Source organism: Nonomuraea sp. NPDC005692 (assembly GCF_040631115.1).
In the GTDB taxonomy this organism is placed as follows: domain Bacteria; phylum Actinomycetota; class Actinomycetes; order Streptosporangiales; family Streptosporangiaceae; genus Nonomuraea.
In genome coordinates this window covers 17,875-33,835 of sequence record NZ_JBEXYU010000055.1, presented here as the reverse complement: position 1 = coordinate 33,835, position 15,961 = coordinate 17,875, and the positions used below count along the sequence as shown (strand labels likewise).

Here is a 15,961-nt window from a genome sequence, read left to right as displayed (position 1 = left end):
CGTGTTCGCGGCCGGCCCGCGGGCCCGTCGTCAGGCGGGTTTGCGGGCGACCAGGATGTCGCGGACGATCGCCTGGTCGACCCAGTGCTCGAAGTCGGGGTAGTCCATGACCTCCAGGCCGGCGCCGGTGAGGATCGCGGCCAGCTCGGCGCTCTTGCCGCCGTAGGTGTTCCAGGAGATGCCCATCGCGCCGCCGGGGCGCAACAGCTCGGCCCAGACCGGCACGGCCTGCCTCAGCAGCTCGAGCGGGCTGCGGGACAGGCCGCCGCCGCCCTTGCTGCCGTGCTGGACGCCGTAGGGGGCGTCGGTCACGACGACGTCGAACGTGCGGGGCTTGAAGAACTCGCGGCTCTTGAGCGTGTCGGCGTTGACCACGGCGAGCTGCTGCACGTCGCCCGCCTTGACGGCCTCCTTCGACAGCCCGAACGTGACGTTGAGCCGCCGCCCCACCAGCGCCCGCGCCCGCCGCACCGGCACGGTCTCGGCGGTGTGCTTGAGCCGCTTGTTGCGCAGCCAGGTCTTGATGAACGTCGTGTACGCCTCGAAGTCCTTGACGTCGACGTCGAGGCCGTAGGCGTCGTAGCCGTACATGAGGGCCTGGTTGAGGGTGGTGCCGCGGCCGCACATCGGGTCGAACACCGACAACCTGCCGGACATGGGCCGGTCGGAGGCGAGCACGGTGACGTTGAGCAGCAGCTTGGTGAAGTGTTCGTTGGTCTTGCCGGCGTATTTCTGGATGGTCAGCAGGTCGCTGCTCAGCCGGTCGAGGGGGCGCATGGCCAGCGGGCGCAGCAGGTCGCCCTCGACGCCGAAGACCGCGTAGACGGAGGAGAGGTTGGACAGCAGCGCGACGTCGGGCTCGGAGAGCGGCTCGGCGGTCTCGAACGTGATGTACGGGACGCCGCCGATGGTGGTCTCCGCGCTGCTCAGCACGGTGTTCTCGATGGCGTGGTCGCTGAAGACGGCCAGCTCGCCCCTGGTCAGGCGTGGGGAGCTCTCACCGTAGACCCGGTTGAAGGCGGGCAGGATCAGGAGCGCGTATCGAGGCATGATGGCTCATCCTACTTGCGGGAATACCGCGCTCCGCCCCTCGATTGGAGGTGAGCGGGAGGTGCATGGCAGGCTTGTCTCGGATTGATCTGCCACGAACGAATGGGGCCTAGCGTGCGGGGTTCGAGAAGGTCTGTGGTGACCATCGGCGTGTACGACGGGGTCCATCGCGGGCATCGCAAAGTGATCGAGCGGACGGTCGAGCTGGCCCGCGAGCGGGGGGCGCGCAGCGTGGCGGTCACGTTCGAGCCGCATCCCGACGAGGTGGTGCTGCCGGGCACCCGGCGGGCGCGGCTGACCACGCTCAAGCGGCGCGCCGAGCTGCTGGCCGAGCTGGGCATCGACGACGTCGAGGTGGTGGAGTTCACCCTCGACCTGTCCCGGACGAGCCCCGACGACTTCGCCCAGGGCATGCTGAGCGAGCGCCTCGGAGCGGCGGTGGTCGTGGTCGGGGCGGACTTCACGTTCGGGCACCACGCCGTCGGCGACGTCGAGACGCTGCGCACGCTGGGCGACAAGTACGACTTCGAGGTCGAGGTGGTGCCCCTGCTCGACGGCGTCTCCTCGACCTCCGCCCGCGAGCTGATCGTCGCCGGTGACGTCGAGGGGGCCGCCGCCGAGCTGGGCCGTCCGCATCGGGTGGAGGGCGTGGTGGTGCGCGGCTACCAGCGGGGGCGGCAGCTCGGCTTCCCGACGGCCAACGTCGAGACGCCGCAGCAGACGGCCATCCCGGCCGACGGGGTCTACGCGGGGTGGCTGGAGTGCGTCCCGGTGGCCAACCTGCCCGCGCCGTACGAGGGCGAGCGATGGCCGGCGGCGATCTCGGTGGGGACGAACCCGACGTTCGAGGGCGTGCCGCGTACAGTGGAGGCGTACGCGCTCGACCGCGACGACCTGGAGCTCTACGGGGTGCACGTGGCGGTGGAGTTCGCCGCCCGGCTGAGGGGCAACACCCGTTTCGAGTCGATCGAGGCGCTGATCGACCAGATCCACGCCGACGTCGACGCCGCCCGCCACATCACGTCGTGACACCGGGCGGCGACGTCAGCAGTCGCGGGCGTGAAACGCTTGACTCCGATGGTAACCTTGCATGTCGGCTCTGTAACGGTGGCGCTCTGCGCTGCTCATGACGGCCTTCACGCGGCGACTGTAGGCACGCACGGTCGTTCGCACTCTCATCTCATTCGCGCGTGTCCGTAGATCGAAGGAGAGCCGTGTCCCTCGACACCGCTGCCAAGAAGACCATCATCGGCGAGTACGCGACGACCGAAGGCGACACCGGTTCGCCCGAGGTGCAGATCGCGCTGCTCAGCAAGCGCATCAGCGAGCTCACCGAGCACCTGAAGACGCACAAGCACGACCACCACAGCCGTCGTGGCCTGCTTCTGCTCGTCGGTCGCCGGCGTCGTCTGCTGAAGTACCTGCAGAAGGTCGACATCCAGCGTTACCGTTCGCTCATCGAGCGACTCGGTCTGCGCCGATAACATGAAAGGGAGCGGCGTAGGACGCCGCTCCCTTCTCATATGGCTCCGCCCATGTGGGTAGGGGCACACACGACCGGCGCGTCGTGGCGGCGAGCCGCCGCGCCGTCGGCGTACAACTGAATATCCGAGACACACAGCCCCCGCGTCCGATTCAGCACCATGCGACCCGCGACGCCTGCGGGCCGGTCCTCGGTAGTGGCTTCCGGTAAGAACGACCGGGCGCTTCGATCGAAGACCGGCGCTGCACCTTCTATGGGGAGACGCGCTGATGGATCGCCGCCACCGTGCCGCCGGGCACGACGGATGGGCGGCAATCTGACGAGCGGGTCCTTTCATAGGCACGAGGGTGCCGGTGAGAAAAGAGGGCGCGGGTGACCGACCACAAGGAGGTCCCCCGTGGAGGGTGTCCACACCGCTGAAGCCGTCATTGACAACGGCTCTTTCGGCACGCGCACGGTCCGGTTCGAGACCGGCCGTCTCGCGCGCCAGGCGGCGGGTTCCGCCGTCGCCTATCTCGACAACGACACGATGGTGCTCTCGGCCACCACCGCGTCCAAGGCTCCCAAGGAGAACTTCGACTTCTTCCCGCTCACGGTCGACGTCGAGGAGCGCATGTACGCCGCGGGCCGCATCCCCGGCTCGTTCTTCCGCCGTGAGGGCCGTCCGTCCGAGGACGCGATCCTGACCTGCCGCCTGATCGACCGGCCGCTGCGCCCGTCGTTCGTCAAGGGTCTGCGCAACGAGATCCAGGTCGTCGCCACGGTCATGGCGCTCAACCCCGACCACCTCTACGACGTGGTCGCCATCAACGCCGCCTCGCTGTCCACGCAGCTCGCCGGGCTGCCGTTCTCCGGCCCGATCGGCGGCGTGCGGGTCGCGCTGATCGAGGGCCAGTGGGTGGCCTTCCCGACGCACCCCGAGCTGGAGCGGGCCACGTTCGACATGGTCGTGGCGGGCCGCGTGCTCGACGACGGCGACGTCGCGATCATGATGGTCGAGGCCGAGTCCACCAAGGACACGCTCAAGCTGGTCGCCGAGGGCGCGGTCGCGCCGACCGAGGAGACCGTCGCGCAGGGCCTTGAGGCCGCCAAGCCGTTCATCAAGGTGCTGTGCGAGGCGCAGTCCCGCATCGCGCAGGTCGCCGCCAAGGAGACCACCGAGTACCCGGTCTTCCTCGACTACCAGGACGACGTCTACAACGCGGTCGAGGCCGCGATCAAGACCGAGCTGGCCGCCGCGCTGACCATCGCCGGCAAGCAGGAGCGCGAGAGCGAGCTCGACAAGGTCAAGGCGCTGGCCGGCGAGCGGCTGCTGCCCGAGTTCGAGGGGCGCGAGAAGGAGATCTCCGCCGCGTTCCGCTCGGTGATGAAGAAGCTCATGCGCGAGCGGGTCGTCAAGGACGGCGTCCGCATCGACGGCCGTGGCACCAAGGACATCCGCGCCCTGTCGGCCGAGGTCCACGTGGTGCCCCGGGTGCACGGCTCGTCCCTGTTCGAGCGCGGCGAGACCCAGATCCTGGGCATCACCACGCTGAACATGCTGCGCATGGAGCAGAACATCGACACGCTCAACCCCGAGCGGACCAAGCGCTACATGCACAACTACAACTTCCCGCCGTACTCCACCGGTGAGACGGGCCGCGTGGGCTCGCCCAAGCGCCGTGAGATCGGTCACGGCGCGCTGGCCGAGCGGGCGCTCATCCCGGTGCTGCCCTCGCGCGAGGAGTTCCCGTACGCCATCCGCCAGGTCTCCGAGGCCCTGGGCTCCAACGGCTCGACCTCGATGGGCTCGGTCTGCGCCTCCACGATGGCGCTGCTGGACGCCGGTGTGCCGCTCAGGGAGATGGTCGCCGGCATCGCGATGGGCCTGATCAGCGAGGGCGGCAGCTACGTCACGCTGACCGACATCCTCGGCGCCGAGGACGCCATGGGCGACATGGACTTCAAGGTCGCCGGCACCAAGGACGTCATCACCGCCCTGCAGCTCGACACCAAGCTCGACGGCATCCCCGCCTCCGTGCTGGCCGCCGCGCTGAAGCAGGCCAAGGGCGCCCGTCTGGCGATCCTCGACGTGATGCAGGAGGCGATCGACTCCCCGGCGGAGATGAACCCGACCGCGCCGCGCATCATCACGATCAAGGTTCCGGTCGACAAGATCGGCGAGGTCATCGGCCCGAAGGGCAAGATGATCAACCAGATCCAGGACGACACGGGCGCCGAGATCACCATCGAGGACGACGGCACGATCTACATCGGCGCCACCGACGGGCCCTCCGCCGAGGCGGCCCGGTCGGCGATCAACAGCATCGCGAACCCGCACATGCCCGAGGTCGGCGAGCGTTACCTGGGCACGGTCGTCAAGATCGCGGCCTTCGGCGCGTTCGTCTCGCTCATGCCCGGCAAGGACGGCCTGCTGCACGTCTCCCAGATCCGCAAGCTGCACGGCGGCAAGCGCATCGAGAACGTCGAGGACGTCATGGGCGTCGGCGAGAAGATCCAGGTCGAGATCGCCGAGATCGACGGCCGGGGCAAGCTCTCCCTCGTGCCCGTCGAGGTCATCGAGAAGGAGGCCGCCGAGAAGGAGGCCAAGGCCGCGACCGGCGACGAGGACGGCGAGGCTCCCGCGCCCGAGGCCGACTCCGCCGCCGCCGAGGACAAGCCGGAGCGGCCGCGCCGCACCCGGACCCGCGTGCGCACCAGCCGCCCCAACGAGGGCGACGACCGCAACTCGTGACCGGGCAACCACAGTTCTCGGCACCCCCGAAGCAGGAGGCCTCGTGATGACCACCACGCTGCACCCCGGAAAGGACGGAGCCGGGGTCGTCAGGCGCACCGTCCTGCCGGGCGGGCTCCGTGTGGTGACCGAGACCATGCCGACCGTGCGTAGCGTCGCGGTCGGCATGTGGGTCGGCATCGGCTCGCGTGACGAGGCCCCCGAGCACATGGGGGCCACCCACTTCCTCGAACACCTGCTGTTCAAGGGCACGCCCACGCGGGACGCGATGGAGATCTCGGCCTCCATCGAGGGCATCGGCGGCGAGATCAACGCCTTCACCGCCAAGGAGTACACCTGCTACTACGCGCGGGTCCTCGACGAGGACCTGCCCGTGGCGGTCGACGTGCTCGCCGACGTGGTGACCAGCTCGCTGGTCACCGAGGAGGACGTCGAGTCCGAGCGCGGGGTGATCCTGGAAGAGATCGCCATGCACGACGACGACCCGTCCGACGTGGTGCACGAGCAGTTCGCCGCCGCGCTCTACGGTGACTCGCCGATCGGCCGGCCCATCCTGGGCACGGTCGACTCGATCAACGCCCTGGGCCGCGAGCGCATCGCCGAGTACTACCACCGGTACTACCGGCCGCGTACCACGGTGGTGTCGGTGGCGGGGAACGTGCGGCACGAGGAGGTCGTCGAGCTGGTCGCCCGCGCGTACGAGCGGGCGGGCGCGCTGGAGGGCCCCTACGAGTTCGCCCCGCCGCGCACCAGCGGGCCGGGCGCCGAGACCCGTTCCGGGGTCAGGGTGCTGGACCGGCCGACCGAGCAGGCCAACCTGGTGCTCGGCACGACCGGCATGTCCCGCACCGACGACCGCAGGTTCGCGCTCGGCGTGCTCAACGCCGCGCTGGGCGGCGGCATGTCCTCCCGGCTCTTCCAGGAGATCAGGGAGAAGCGCGGGCTGGCCTACTCGGCCTACAGCTACACCTCGGCCTACGCCGACACCGGGCAGTTCGGGATCTACGTGGGCTGCCTGCCCTCGAAGATCGACGACGTGCTCAAGATCTGCCGCGACGAGGTGTCCCGGGTGGTGGCCGAAGGCATCACCGCCGACGAGATCATGCGCGGCAAGGGGCAGATGCGCGGCGGGCTCGTGCTCGGGCTGGAGGACACCGGGTCGCGCATGTCGCGGATCGGGAAGAACGAGCTGGTCTACGACGAGCTGATGTCGGTGGACGAGGTGCTGGCGCGGATCGAGGCGGTCACCCCCGACGAGATCGGCGAGGTCGCCCGTGACGTCCTGAGCCGGCCGCTCACGCTGGCCGTCATCGGGCCGTACGGGGACAAGGACTTCTCGGACGCCATCGCCTGAGCGGTCCGCCCCGGCTGGGGTTCTTTTCGAGGGGGAGAGCGGGGTTCCGCTCTCCCCCTCTCGGTTCGGGGGGTGCTTGGGAGGGGGTGGCGGGCGTAATAGGGTTGGGGGCGTGATCAGGGTTGGTGTGCTGGGCGCGCGTGGTCGCGTGGGCGTCGAGGTGTGCAAGGCGGTCGAGGCTGCGGACGACCTGGAGTTGGTGGCCGCGCTCGACAAGGACGATCCCGTCGAGGGGCTCGAAGGCGCCGAGGTGGTGGTCGACTTCACCCATCCCGACGTGGTCATGGGCAACCTGGAATGGGCCATCGCCCACGGTGTGCACCCGGTGGTGGGCACCACGGGCTTCGACGCCGGCCGGCTGGAGACCGTGCGCGGGTGGCTGGAGCGGTCGCCGGGCGTCAACTGCCTGATCGCCCCCAACTTCGGCATCGCGGCCGTGCTCATGATGCACTTCGCGCAGCAGGCGGCCCGCCACTTCGAGTCCGTCGAGATCATCGAGCTGCACCACCCGAACAAGGCCGACGCCCCTTCGGGCACCGCCCGGCGTACCGCTGAGCTGGTGGCCGAGGCGCGCGGCAAGGCCGGGCTCGGCGGGATGCCCGACGCCACCAGCACCGCACTCGACGGCGCCCGCGGCGCCGACGTCGGCGGGGTGCACGTGCACGCGGTGCGCCTGTCCGGGCTGATCGCCCACCAGGAGGTGCTGCTCGGCGGCGACGGCGAGATCCTCACCATCCGGCACGACACGATGAGCAGGTCGGCGTTCACGCCGGGCGTGCTGCTGGGCGTGCGCCGGGTGCGCGAGCTGCCCGGCCTCACCGTGGGCCTGGAGCCCCTGCTCGACCTGTGACCGCTGCACGACGTGCCCATGACCGCAGCGGACCGGGGTCATGGGCACGTCGTGAGGAGAGGGTCCCGGCTCCGCACAGCCGGGCCTACGATCATCAACACTAATACCAGCGGCGTGGTCCACCCGAAACATGAGACCGTGTCGTCATGGTGCGATGGGCGGACCCGGGCGAGCTTGCCGGGCTGATCTCCGTGGAACTGGCCGCCGACAAGCTGTTCGAGCAGGCCGGCATAGTCTTCCCGGCGGGCACGACCATGGTCGAGGACGTGACGGACGCGGCCTCGGTGCTGGTCGAGGGCGACCCGCCGGCCGGGTTCGCGATGATCGGCTGGGTCGACGGCAACCTGCATCTCGACCAGCTCGCGGTGCACCCCGACCACATGCGGCAGGGCATCGGCGGGCGGCTGGTGGAGGCGGTGGCCGACCACGCGCGGGCGGTCGGGGCGCCGGCGGTCACGCTGACGACGTTCCGCGACGTGCCCTGGAACGCCCCCTGGTACGAGCGGCACGGCTTCGCGGTGCTGCCCGAGGCCGAGTGGGGTCCGGAGCTGCGCGCGCTGGTGGAACACGAGCGCGAGCTGGGCATCGAGGTGGCGCCGCGGGTCGTGATGCGCCGATAGCCTGGGCGGGTGAGCCGGTTTCGTGATGAGTTGTGGCAGGTCGTCGGCGGTGTGTACGACCAGATCCTGGCCCACCCGTTCCTGTCGGGGCTGACCGACGGATCCCTGCCGCGCGAGGCGTTCCGCCACTACGTGGTGCAGGAGGCGCACTTCCTGCCCGACTACGCCAGGGCGCTGGCGGCCTGTGCGGCGCGTTCGCCGGAGCCGTCCGGCGTGCAGCGTTTCGCCCGCGACGCCGCCATGACCGTCGAGGTCGAGCACAGCCTCGTGGTCGAGCTGCTGGCGGCGTTCGGGCTGGACGAGGCCGACGCGCGCAAGACGCCCGCCGGGCCCACGACGGTCGGTTACACGTCGTACCTGGTGCGCACGTGCTCGCTGGGCACGTTCCCGGAGGCGCTGGGCGCGATCGTGCCCTGTTACTGGATCTACGCCCGGGTCGGCGAGACCCTGCTCGGCCGTTCCTCTCCCGACCCGCTCTACGCCTGGTGGATCGACACCTACGGCGGCGAGGGCTACCAGGAGACCGTGGCGGGGGTGCTCGACCTGCTCGACGGGCTGGCGCCGGGCGGCGAGGAGCGGATGCGGCTGCTCGACCGCGCGCTCACCACGGCCCGCTACGAGTGGATGTTCTGGGACGCGGCCTGGCGCCGGGAAGGCTGGCCATGCGGCTGAGGGACCTCCTCCAGGCCGGCCAGCTCGCCCTGAAGGTGCTGACCGGGCACGACCTGCTCGACCGGCGCGTACGCGGTGTCGCCACGACCGACCTGCCCGACCCGGCCATGTTCGTCAAGGCGGGCGAGCTGGTGCTCACCGAGCTGACCTGGCACACCGGCCCGGCCTCCTCGCGTGACTTCGTCGCGAACCTCGGGGACGTGGCGGCGCTGGTCGCCGGCACCGCGCTCAAGGTGCCGCCGGCCGACCTGATCGACGCCTGCGCCGAGGCCGGCCTGCCGCTGCTGACCCTGCCGGTGGACGTGCCGTTCAGCCAGGTCACCGAGCACGTGCTGCGGGCCCTGATCGCCGAGCTGGGCACGCCGCCGCGGCCCGCGTACGCCGCCCGCAGGCGGCTGGCCAGCACCCTGGTCGACGGCGGCAGCCTCACCAAGCTCGTCACGGCGGTGGCGGGCGAGCTGGACGTGCCCTGCTGGGTGCTCTCGCCCACGGGCCGGGTGGTCGTCGGCTCCCAGCCGCTTCCCGCCGCGGCCCGGCTGCGGCTGGCGCACACGTTCCTGACCGCGCGTTTCCTGCCGGGGATGGTGACGCAGGAGGACGGCACGGCGCTGTCGGTGTTCCCGGTCAGCAAGGGGGCGCCGCACCGCATCGCCAACTGGTTCCTGGCGTACGCGGGCGAGCAGGTGCAGGGGGAGAACGAGGACCTGGTCGTCGAGCTGGCCGCGCTGGTGGCGCTGGAGCGCTCGCGGCTGGAGGCGGCGCAGCGCATCGAGCGGCGGGTGCTCGACCAGCTGCTGACGCTGCTGGAGTCCGGCGACGCGGCGCTGCCCGGCGTGGTCTCGCGGCTGCACACGCTGCACGTGGAGACCGAGCACGGCCTGCTGGCGGTCGCCCTGTCGGCGCGGCTCGACGGCGGCGGCGACGAGGTCGCCGTGCCCGTGCTGGACGAGCTGCTGCGGCCGCTGGCGCCCGGCATCGTCACGGCCACCGGCCCCGCCGAGGCGGTCGCGCTCGTCCCGCTGGCGGGCAACACGGCCGACGAGCTGACGGCCCACGTGCTCAGGGGCGCGCGCACCCTGGAGGCGGGGCTCGGTCAGGGCCGCATCACGCTCGGGATGAGCAGCGTGACGACCGGCCCGGCGGCGCTGAGCAGCCTGATCGAGGAGGCCAGGCACGCGCTCACGCTGGCCGGCCTGAGCGGCGACCGGGTCAGCGTGATCACCGGCGACGACGTCAGCTCCCACCGCACGCTGCTGGCCGCCATCCCGGGGGAGCTGCGCCGGGCGTTCCGGTCGCGGCTGCTGGGGCGGCTGGAGTCGTACGACGCGGCCAACCAGACGGATCTGCTGGAGACGTTGCAGGCGTACCTGGAGGAGTCGGGCTCGTGGGCGGCCACGGCCGAGCGCCTGCACGTGCACGTCAACACGCTGCGCTACCGGCTGCGCCGGATCGAGGAGCTGACCGGCAGGTCGCTCAACTCCTGGGACGAGCGGGTCGACTTCATGCTGGCCCTCAGGATGCGCTGAGGATGCCGGCCCTCAGGATGCGCCGAGGCGCGCCCGCACCTCCTCCACGCCGGGGTTGACCAGGGCGGAGCCGTCCGGGAAGACGACCGTGGGGATGAGCCAGGAGCCGCCGTTGAGCTCGGCGATGTGGTCGACGGCGCCGGGGGTCTCGTCCACGTCGATCTCGGTGTACGGGATGCCGGCGCGGGACAGCTGCGCCTTCAGCCGGTGGCAGTGACCGCACCAGGGAGCGCTGTACACGGTGATCATGTATTTCCGATTCGTTAGGTGGGTTTGACTGGTGGCGCAGGCGCCGAATACTCTCGTGTGCCAACTGGAGTTTACCGGTAGACACTGCAGCTAGGCGGGTTGACCGGTCGTGTGAAAGTAGGGTCCCCCGGTGGCCGATCTGCCTGTTTCCCGGCGTTCCGTCCTGCGGTCCGCCGCCTTCGCGGGGGCACTCGCCGTGCTGCCCGGCCTGCTGTCGGCATGCGGGCCGGCCGAGCCCGCCGGGACGGGCGCCAAGAAGAGCCTCGACGTCCTGCGCGTCGCGCTGCCCTCCTCCATCGGGTCGCTGGACGCGGCCAAGGAGGCGGGCATCATGAACTACGTCGTCGCCCTCCTCGTGCAGGAGTCCCTGGTCGGCGTCGGCCCGGACGGCAGCCTCCAGCCGTCCCTGGCCGAGTCCTGGACCAGGAAGGACGCCACCACCTACGTCTACAAGCTGCGCAGCGGCGTGACGTTCTCCGACGGCAGCCCGCTCACCGCCGCCGACGTGGTCGCCAGCCTGAACCTGCACGCCAAGAAGGGCTCGACCACCGCCTTCGCCTACGCCTACGCCAACGTGGACACGATCGAGGCCACCGGCGACGCCGAGGTGACGATCAAGCTCAAGAGCCCCGACGCGGCGTTCGCGTGGGTGCCCACGCCCGGCACGCTGCTGGTGACCAGCGCGAAGTTCATCCAGGCCACCGGTGAGCGCATCGGCACGCCGGAGGGCAAGCTGCTGGGGACGGGGCCGTACAAGGTGGCCGAGTTCGCCCCCGACTCGCACGTCACGCTGGAGCGCAACGACGCCTACCGGGGCGGCAAGCCGGCCTTCAGGCAGATCAGGATCGACTTCATCGCCGAGGAGTCCACGCGGCTGCTGGCCATGCGCGGCGACAACGTGGACGTCGCGCTCAACGTGCCCGCCGAGCAGATCGACCAGTGGAAGGCGGTGCAGGGCGCGCAGGTGCTGACCGCCGCCGACCGTTCGCTGGTCACGCTGGCCTTCAACACGGCCGAGAAGCCCTGGGACGACGTGCACGTGCGCCGGGCCGTCGCGCACGCCGTGGACCGGGAGGGCATCGTCAGGAGCGTGCTGCGCGGCCACGGCAAGGTCGCCACCGCCATCCCGGACCCGGCCCAGTGGGGCGGCGTGCTGGACGAGGCCGGGGTCGCCGCCCTGTACGCGTCCATCCCCCAGTACGGCTTCGACCTGGCCCAGGCCAAGGCCGAGCTGGCGAAGTCGGCCACGCCGCAGGGGTTCGCCGACACGCTCACGTACCCGAGCAGCGGCCCGCAGCTCGGCCGGGCGGCGCTCACCCTGGCCGAGAACCTCAAGACCATCGGCATCACGCTTGAGGTCAAGGAGGTGCCGCTCGAACAGTGGATCGCCGACCTCGGCAAGCACGGCTCCGGCGTCTACCTCGGCTGGTACTTCGCCACCACCGGCGACCCCGCCGAGTACGTCCAGCAGCTCCTGCACGGCGGCGCCACCGGCGAGAACGGCACCAACATCGCCGAGTACGACAACGCCGAGGTGACCGGCCTGCTGGACAAGGCCAAGGCGGGCACCGACGACGCCGCCCGGGGCAAGCTGCTCGGCCAGGCGCTGGTCAGGGCGGCCGCGGACGTGCCGTACCAGCCGCTGTGGTGGGGCGAGGCGGCCACCGCGTTCGGCAAGGCGGTCGCCGCCGAGGGCTTCGGGCCCTACTTCTTCGTCGGCCCGTGGGCGACGAAGGTGGCCGCACGCTGATGACCGACGCCACCCACGGGCACCGGGCGGCCGGGACGACCGACCCCATCGACGTGCACCAGGCGCTGGCCGGGATGCGCTATCCCGAGTCGGTGTCGCTGCACCCCGACGGCGACCGCGTCGCCTGCGTGATCGACGGCGTCGCGTACGTCGTCGCGCTCGACGGCGCGCTCGACGGCGCGCTCGACGGCGCCATGGAGGCCGCGGGCGACTGCCACGGCCCGGTCCGCTGGCTGCCCGACGGGCGGCTGCTGCGCACGCCGTCGCCGTCCGAGCTGGCCGTCGACGGCTGGCGGGCCCGCGTGGACGGCGAGATCGAGGACCTGGTCCCCGGCGACGACGGCACCGTCCTGGTCCGGCTGGCCGACCCCGGCAGCGAGCGCGACGGCAGCCATCTGGGCCTGCGCGTGCACGACCCGTCCGACCCCTTCGTCCTGACGCCGGGCGGGCGGCTGCGCCGCCTGGCCTGGTTCGAGATCGGCGACGACCGCCCGCGCGAGCTCGCGCTGCCCGGCCTGACCGTGTGGGACGCCGACTGGCGCGGGCGCCGGGCCCTGGCCGTGACCTCGCCGGACGAGACGCCCGCCGGGTACTACCGGCCCCGGCTCGACCTGGTCGAGGACGGCGAGGTGCGCACGTTGCACCGCACGTCCTGGCAGCTCGCCCGGCCCCGGCTGGCCCCGGGCGGGCGGGCCGCCGTGGTGGTCGAGGGGCTGTCGATCGTCTCGGGCCGCGTCCTGCGGGCCGACCTGGTCACGGGGGAGGTCGCGTACCTGGGCGACCTGGACGACGTCACCGACCTCGGCTGGCTGGACGACGACACCCTGTGGTTCACCGGCTGGTCGGGCACCGGCGTGCACGGCGGGGTGCTCAGCGCCGCCGACGGCCGCGTGCTGAGCCGCTGGACGGCCCGGGGAACGCTGGGCGGCCGCGACGGCCAGCCCTCGCTGTCCGTGGACCGCACCGGCACGGTGGCCGCGGCCTGCTGGGAGAGCCCCGAGCTGCCGCCCGAGGTCGCCGTGGCCGTCCTCCGGGAGGGCGACTGGCGCCCGGTCACCGCGCTCAACGCCGGGCTGGCCGGGCTGGCGGCGCACCAGGAGGAGATCACCTGGACGGGCCGCGACGGCCTGCCGGTCAGCGGCCTGCTGCTCACCACCCCCGGCGCCGGAGAGGGCCCCAGGCCGCTGGTCGTCATGGTGCACGGCGGGCCCACCTGGTTGTGGTCCAGCTCGTTCGCGCCCGCCGAGTCCAACCAGCTCGCCGTGCCGCTCGCGCACGCCGGCGCCGCCGTCCTGCTGCCGAACCCCAGGGGCAGCAGCGGCCGCGGCCAGGACTACGCCCGCGCGGTCATCGGCCAGGTCGGCGCGGCGGACCTGGACGACGTGCTGGCCGGCGTGGACCACCTGGTCGCCGCCGGCGTCGCCGACCCGGACCGGACCGCGGTCATGGGCCTGAGCTACGGCGGCTACCTGACCGCGTGGGCCGTCACCCGCACGAGCCGCTTCCGCGCCGCCGTCGTCATGTCCGGCGTGAGTGACTGGCTGAGCTTCTCCACCGCCAGCAACCTCGCGGGCGGCTTCGACCCGCTCTACCACGCCGGCGCCGACCCGGCCACCAGCGAGGGACGCGAACGCCTGGCCGCCCGCTCACCCGTGCACCACGCCGCGAAGGCCGCCACCCCGACCCTGATCCTGCACGGCGAGCGCGACCGGACCACCCCTCCCGGCCAGGCGGAACAGCTCTATCGTGCCTGGTCGGCGGCGGGCGTGAGCACTCAGCTGGTCCTCTACCCTCGGGAGGGTCACGAGCTGGTCGAGCCCGCCCACCGCAGGGACGCGGCGGAGCGCGTGATCGGCTGGCTGACCGGGGGCGGGGTGTTGTGATGGGCTGGGCCGGGTTCCTGCTGCGCAGGTCCGCGGGCACCGCGGCCGTCGTGCTGCTGCTGTCGGGGGGGGTGTTCGGCCTGCTCTACCTGGCCCCGGGTGACATCCAGCAGACTCTGCTCGGCACCCGTCCGGCCACCGCCGACACGATCGCCGCCCTGCGGGCCCGCTACCACCTCGACGACCCCGTCGCCGTCCAGTACCTGCGCTGGCTCGGCGGCGTGCTCGGCGGCGACCTCGGCACCTCGATCAGGACCGGCCAGCCGGTCGCCGCGATGCTCGGCGAACGCCTGCCGCGCACGCTCGTCCTGACCGGTTACGGCACGCTCCTGGCCGCGCTGGCGGGGCTGCCGCTCGGCGTGCTGGGCGCGCTGCGCAAGGGCCGGGCGAGCGACCGCCTGGTGGTGACCGCCGGGGTGGTGGGGCTGAGCGCGCCGCCGTTCGCGGTCGGCCTGCTGCTGCTCGTGGTGTTCGCGCTGGGGCTCGGCTGGTTCCCCGTCTACGGCACGGGGGAGGGGTTCGCGAGCGAGCTGTGGCACCTGACGCTGCCCGCCGTCGCGCTGGCGGCCGGGGCGGCCGGGATGCTGCTGCGTTTCAGCAGGGCCGCGCTCGTCCGCGAGCTCGACCAGGACTACGTGGTCTTCGCCCGCGCCCGCGGCCTGAGCGCGCCCGTCGTGCTCGGCTACGCCGTGCGCAATTCGCTGGTGCCCGTCCTGACCGCGGCCGGGCTCGTCGTCACCGGCATGCTCGCCGGGACCGTGCTGGTGGAGGTCACGTTCGCGCTGCCGGGGCTCGGGTCGCTGCTGGTCGACTCGGTCACCTTCAAGGACGTGCCCGTGGTGCAGGCGCTCGCGCTGCTGCTCACCCTCCTGATCGCCGCCGTCAACCTGCTGGTGGACGTCGCCTATTCGGTGGCCGACCCGCGCGTGCGGCTCGGCGGGGGCGCGTCGTGACCGCGGGCCGTACGCGCGGGCGTGCCCTCATCCGCCGGTTCCCGATCGCGGTGCCGCTGGCCCTGGCCGTGCTCGTGGCCGTCGTGGCCGCCGCCGCGTTCGCGCCCTGGCTGGTCCCCGGCGCCACCGCCCAGGACCTGATGACCGGCATCTCCATGCCCGGCCCCGGCCATCCGCTCGGCACCGACGACCTGGGCCGCGACGTGCTGAGCCTGCTCGTCGCGGGGGCCCGCACCGCCGTGCCGGGGGCGTTCGCCGTGGCCGCCGGCTCCATGCTGATCGGCAACCTGCTCGGCCTGGCCGCCGGGTACTTCGGCGGCTGGACGGACACCCTGGTCATGCGCTGGGCCGACCTGATGTTCTCGCTGCCCGCGCTGCTGGTCGCGATCGTCGTGGCGGGCGTGCTCGGCGGCGGCTACGGCCTGGCCGTGGCCGTGCTGGTCGTGCTGTTCGCGCCCACCGACACGCGCGTGGTGCGCGGCGCGGTCCTGGAGCAGCGGCACCGGCCCTACGTCGAGGCGGCCCTGCTCAAGAACCTGTCGTCCTGGCGGATCATGACCCGGCACATCTGGCCGAACATCGTCCCCGTCAGCCTGGCCTCGGCCTTCCTGAACTTCGCCTTCGCCCTGGTCTCCCTGTCGTCGTTGTCGTTCCTCGGCCTGGGCGTGCCGGCCGGCTCGCCCGACTGGGGGCGCACGCTGGCCGACAACCGCACCCAGCTGCTGGCCAACCCGTGGGCGGTCATCGCGCCCGGTCTGGCCGTGATCGTCACCGCCGCGGCGCTCAACCTGGTGGGCGACTGGCTGCACGAACGTTTCGAGCGGAGGGCCCGGTGAC

General features: G+C 72.0%; 14 protein-coding genes. 12 read left to right on the top strand and 2 right to left on the bottom strand.

Annotated features, from left to right (window positions below; translation table 11 throughout):
* Nucleotides 1-30 precede the first annotated feature (30 nt).
* A complete protein-coding gene (locus tag ABZ459_RS50685; protein ID WP_357988090.1) occupies nt 31-1,050 on the bottom strand; it encodes an SAM-dependent methyltransferase in 1,020 nt (339 codons plus the stop codon).
* Between the two features lie 102 nt (nt 1,051-1,152).
* Here ABZ459_RS50685 and ABZ459_RS50680 point away from each other — a divergent pair, with 102 nt between their 5' ends.
* The 8 genes from ABZ459_RS50680 to ABZ459_RS50645 all read left to right on the top strand — a co-directional run bounded on the left by ABZ459_RS50680 (nt 1,153) and on the right by ABZ459_RS50645 (nt 10,289).
* Complete coding sequence (locus ABZ459_RS50680) at nt 1,153-2,079, top strand: bifunctional riboflavin kinase/FAD synthetase (protein WP_357988087.1); 927 nt, start codon at nt 1,153-1,155, stop codon at nt 2,077-2,079.
* Between the two features lie 185 nt (nt 2,080-2,264).
* Nucleotides 2,265-2,534, top strand: a complete 270-nt coding sequence (gene rpsO / locus ABZ459_RS50675) for a 30S ribosomal protein S15 (RefSeq protein ID WP_195896693.1) — start codon at nt 2,265-2,267, stop codon at nt 2,532-2,534.
* A 396-nt stretch (nt 2,535-2,930) separates the two neighbouring features.
* Nucleotides 2,931-5,267: a polyribonucleotide nucleotidyltransferase gene (locus ABZ459_RS50670; protein WP_357988084.1), complete on the top strand. Its 2,337-nt coding sequence runs from the start codon at nt 2,931-2,933 to the stop codon at nt 5,265-5,267.
* A 46-nt stretch (nt 5,268-5,313) separates the two neighbouring features.
* Nucleotides 5,314-6,621 (top strand): pitrilysin family protein, encoded by a 1,308-nt coding sequence (locus ABZ459_RS50665; RefSeq protein WP_357988081.1) that lies wholly within the window; start codon nt 5,314-5,316, stop codon nt 6,619-6,621.
* Between the two features lie 112 nt (nt 6,622-6,733).
* The gene (dapB, locus tag ABZ459_RS50660) at nt 6,734-7,471 is read left to right on the top strand and encodes a 4-hydroxy-tetrahydrodipicolinate reductase (protein WP_357988077.1); all 738 of its coding nucleotides are present in this window, start codon (nt 6,734-6,736) and stop codon (nt 7,469-7,471) included.
* A 146-nt stretch (nt 7,472-7,617) separates the two neighbouring features.
* Nucleotides 7,618-8,091 (top strand): GNAT family N-acetyltransferase, encoded by a 474-nt coding sequence (locus ABZ459_RS50655; protein WP_357988074.1) that lies wholly within the window; start codon nt 7,618-7,620, stop codon nt 8,089-8,091.
* A gap of 9 nt (nt 8,092-8,100) precedes the next feature.
* Nucleotides 8,101-8,763 carry a TenA family protein gene (locus ABZ459_RS50650; RefSeq protein ID WP_357988071.1) on the top strand — a complete coding sequence of 221 codons (663 nt, stop codon included), beginning with the start codon at nt 8,101-8,103 and terminating at the stop codon, nt 8,761-8,763.
* A complete protein-coding gene (locus tag ABZ459_RS50645; protein WP_357988068.1) occupies nt 8,754-10,289 on the top strand; it encodes a helix-turn-helix domain-containing protein in 1,536 nt (511 codons plus the stop codon). Before ABZ459_RS50650 ends, ABZ459_RS50645 begins: the two co-directional genes overlap by 10 nt.
* Before the next feature lie 12 nt (nt 10,290-10,301).
* On the opposite strand, the gene ABZ459_RS50640 is transcribed toward ABZ459_RS50645, so the two are convergent.
* On the bottom strand, nt 10,302-10,538 hold the full coding sequence (locus tag ABZ459_RS50640) for a glutaredoxin domain-containing protein (RefSeq protein ID WP_357988065.1): 237 nt from the start codon (nt 10,536-10,538) through the stop codon (nt 10,302-10,304).
* 130 nt (nt 10,539-10,668) lie between these two features.
* Here ABZ459_RS50640 and ABZ459_RS50635 point away from each other — a divergent pair, with 130 nt between their 5' ends.
* Genes ABZ459_RS50635 through ABZ459_RS50620 form a run of 4 tightly spaced genes read left to right on the top strand, consistent with a single transcriptional unit; the run spans nt 10,669 to nt 15,960 of the window.
* Nucleotides 10,669-12,288, top strand: coding sequence for an ABC transporter substrate-binding protein (locus ABZ459_RS50635; RefSeq protein ID WP_357988062.1), 1,620 nt, complete (start codon nt 10,669-10,671; stop codon nt 12,286-12,288).
* Nucleotides 12,261-14,171 carry a S9 family peptidase gene (locus ABZ459_RS50630; protein WP_357988059.1) on the top strand — a complete coding sequence of 637 codons (1,911 nt, stop codon included), beginning with the start codon at nt 12,261-12,263 and terminating at the stop codon, nt 14,169-14,171. Before ABZ459_RS50635 ends, ABZ459_RS50630 begins: the two co-directional genes overlap by 28 nt.
* Nucleotides 14,171-15,124 (top strand): ABC transporter permease, encoded by a 954-nt coding sequence (locus ABZ459_RS50625; RefSeq protein WP_357988056.1) that lies wholly within the window; start codon nt 14,171-14,173, stop codon nt 15,122-15,124. The genes ABZ459_RS50630 and ABZ459_RS50625 overlap by 1 nt, the downstream gene beginning before the upstream one ends.
* Entirely contained in the window at nt 15,121-15,960 is an 840-nt protein-coding gene (locus ABZ459_RS50620; RefSeq protein WP_357988053.1) for an ABC transporter permease, read from the top strand. Before ABZ459_RS50625 ends, ABZ459_RS50620 begins: the two co-directional genes overlap by 4 nt.
* The last annotated feature ends 1 nt before the right edge of the window (nt 15,961 follow it).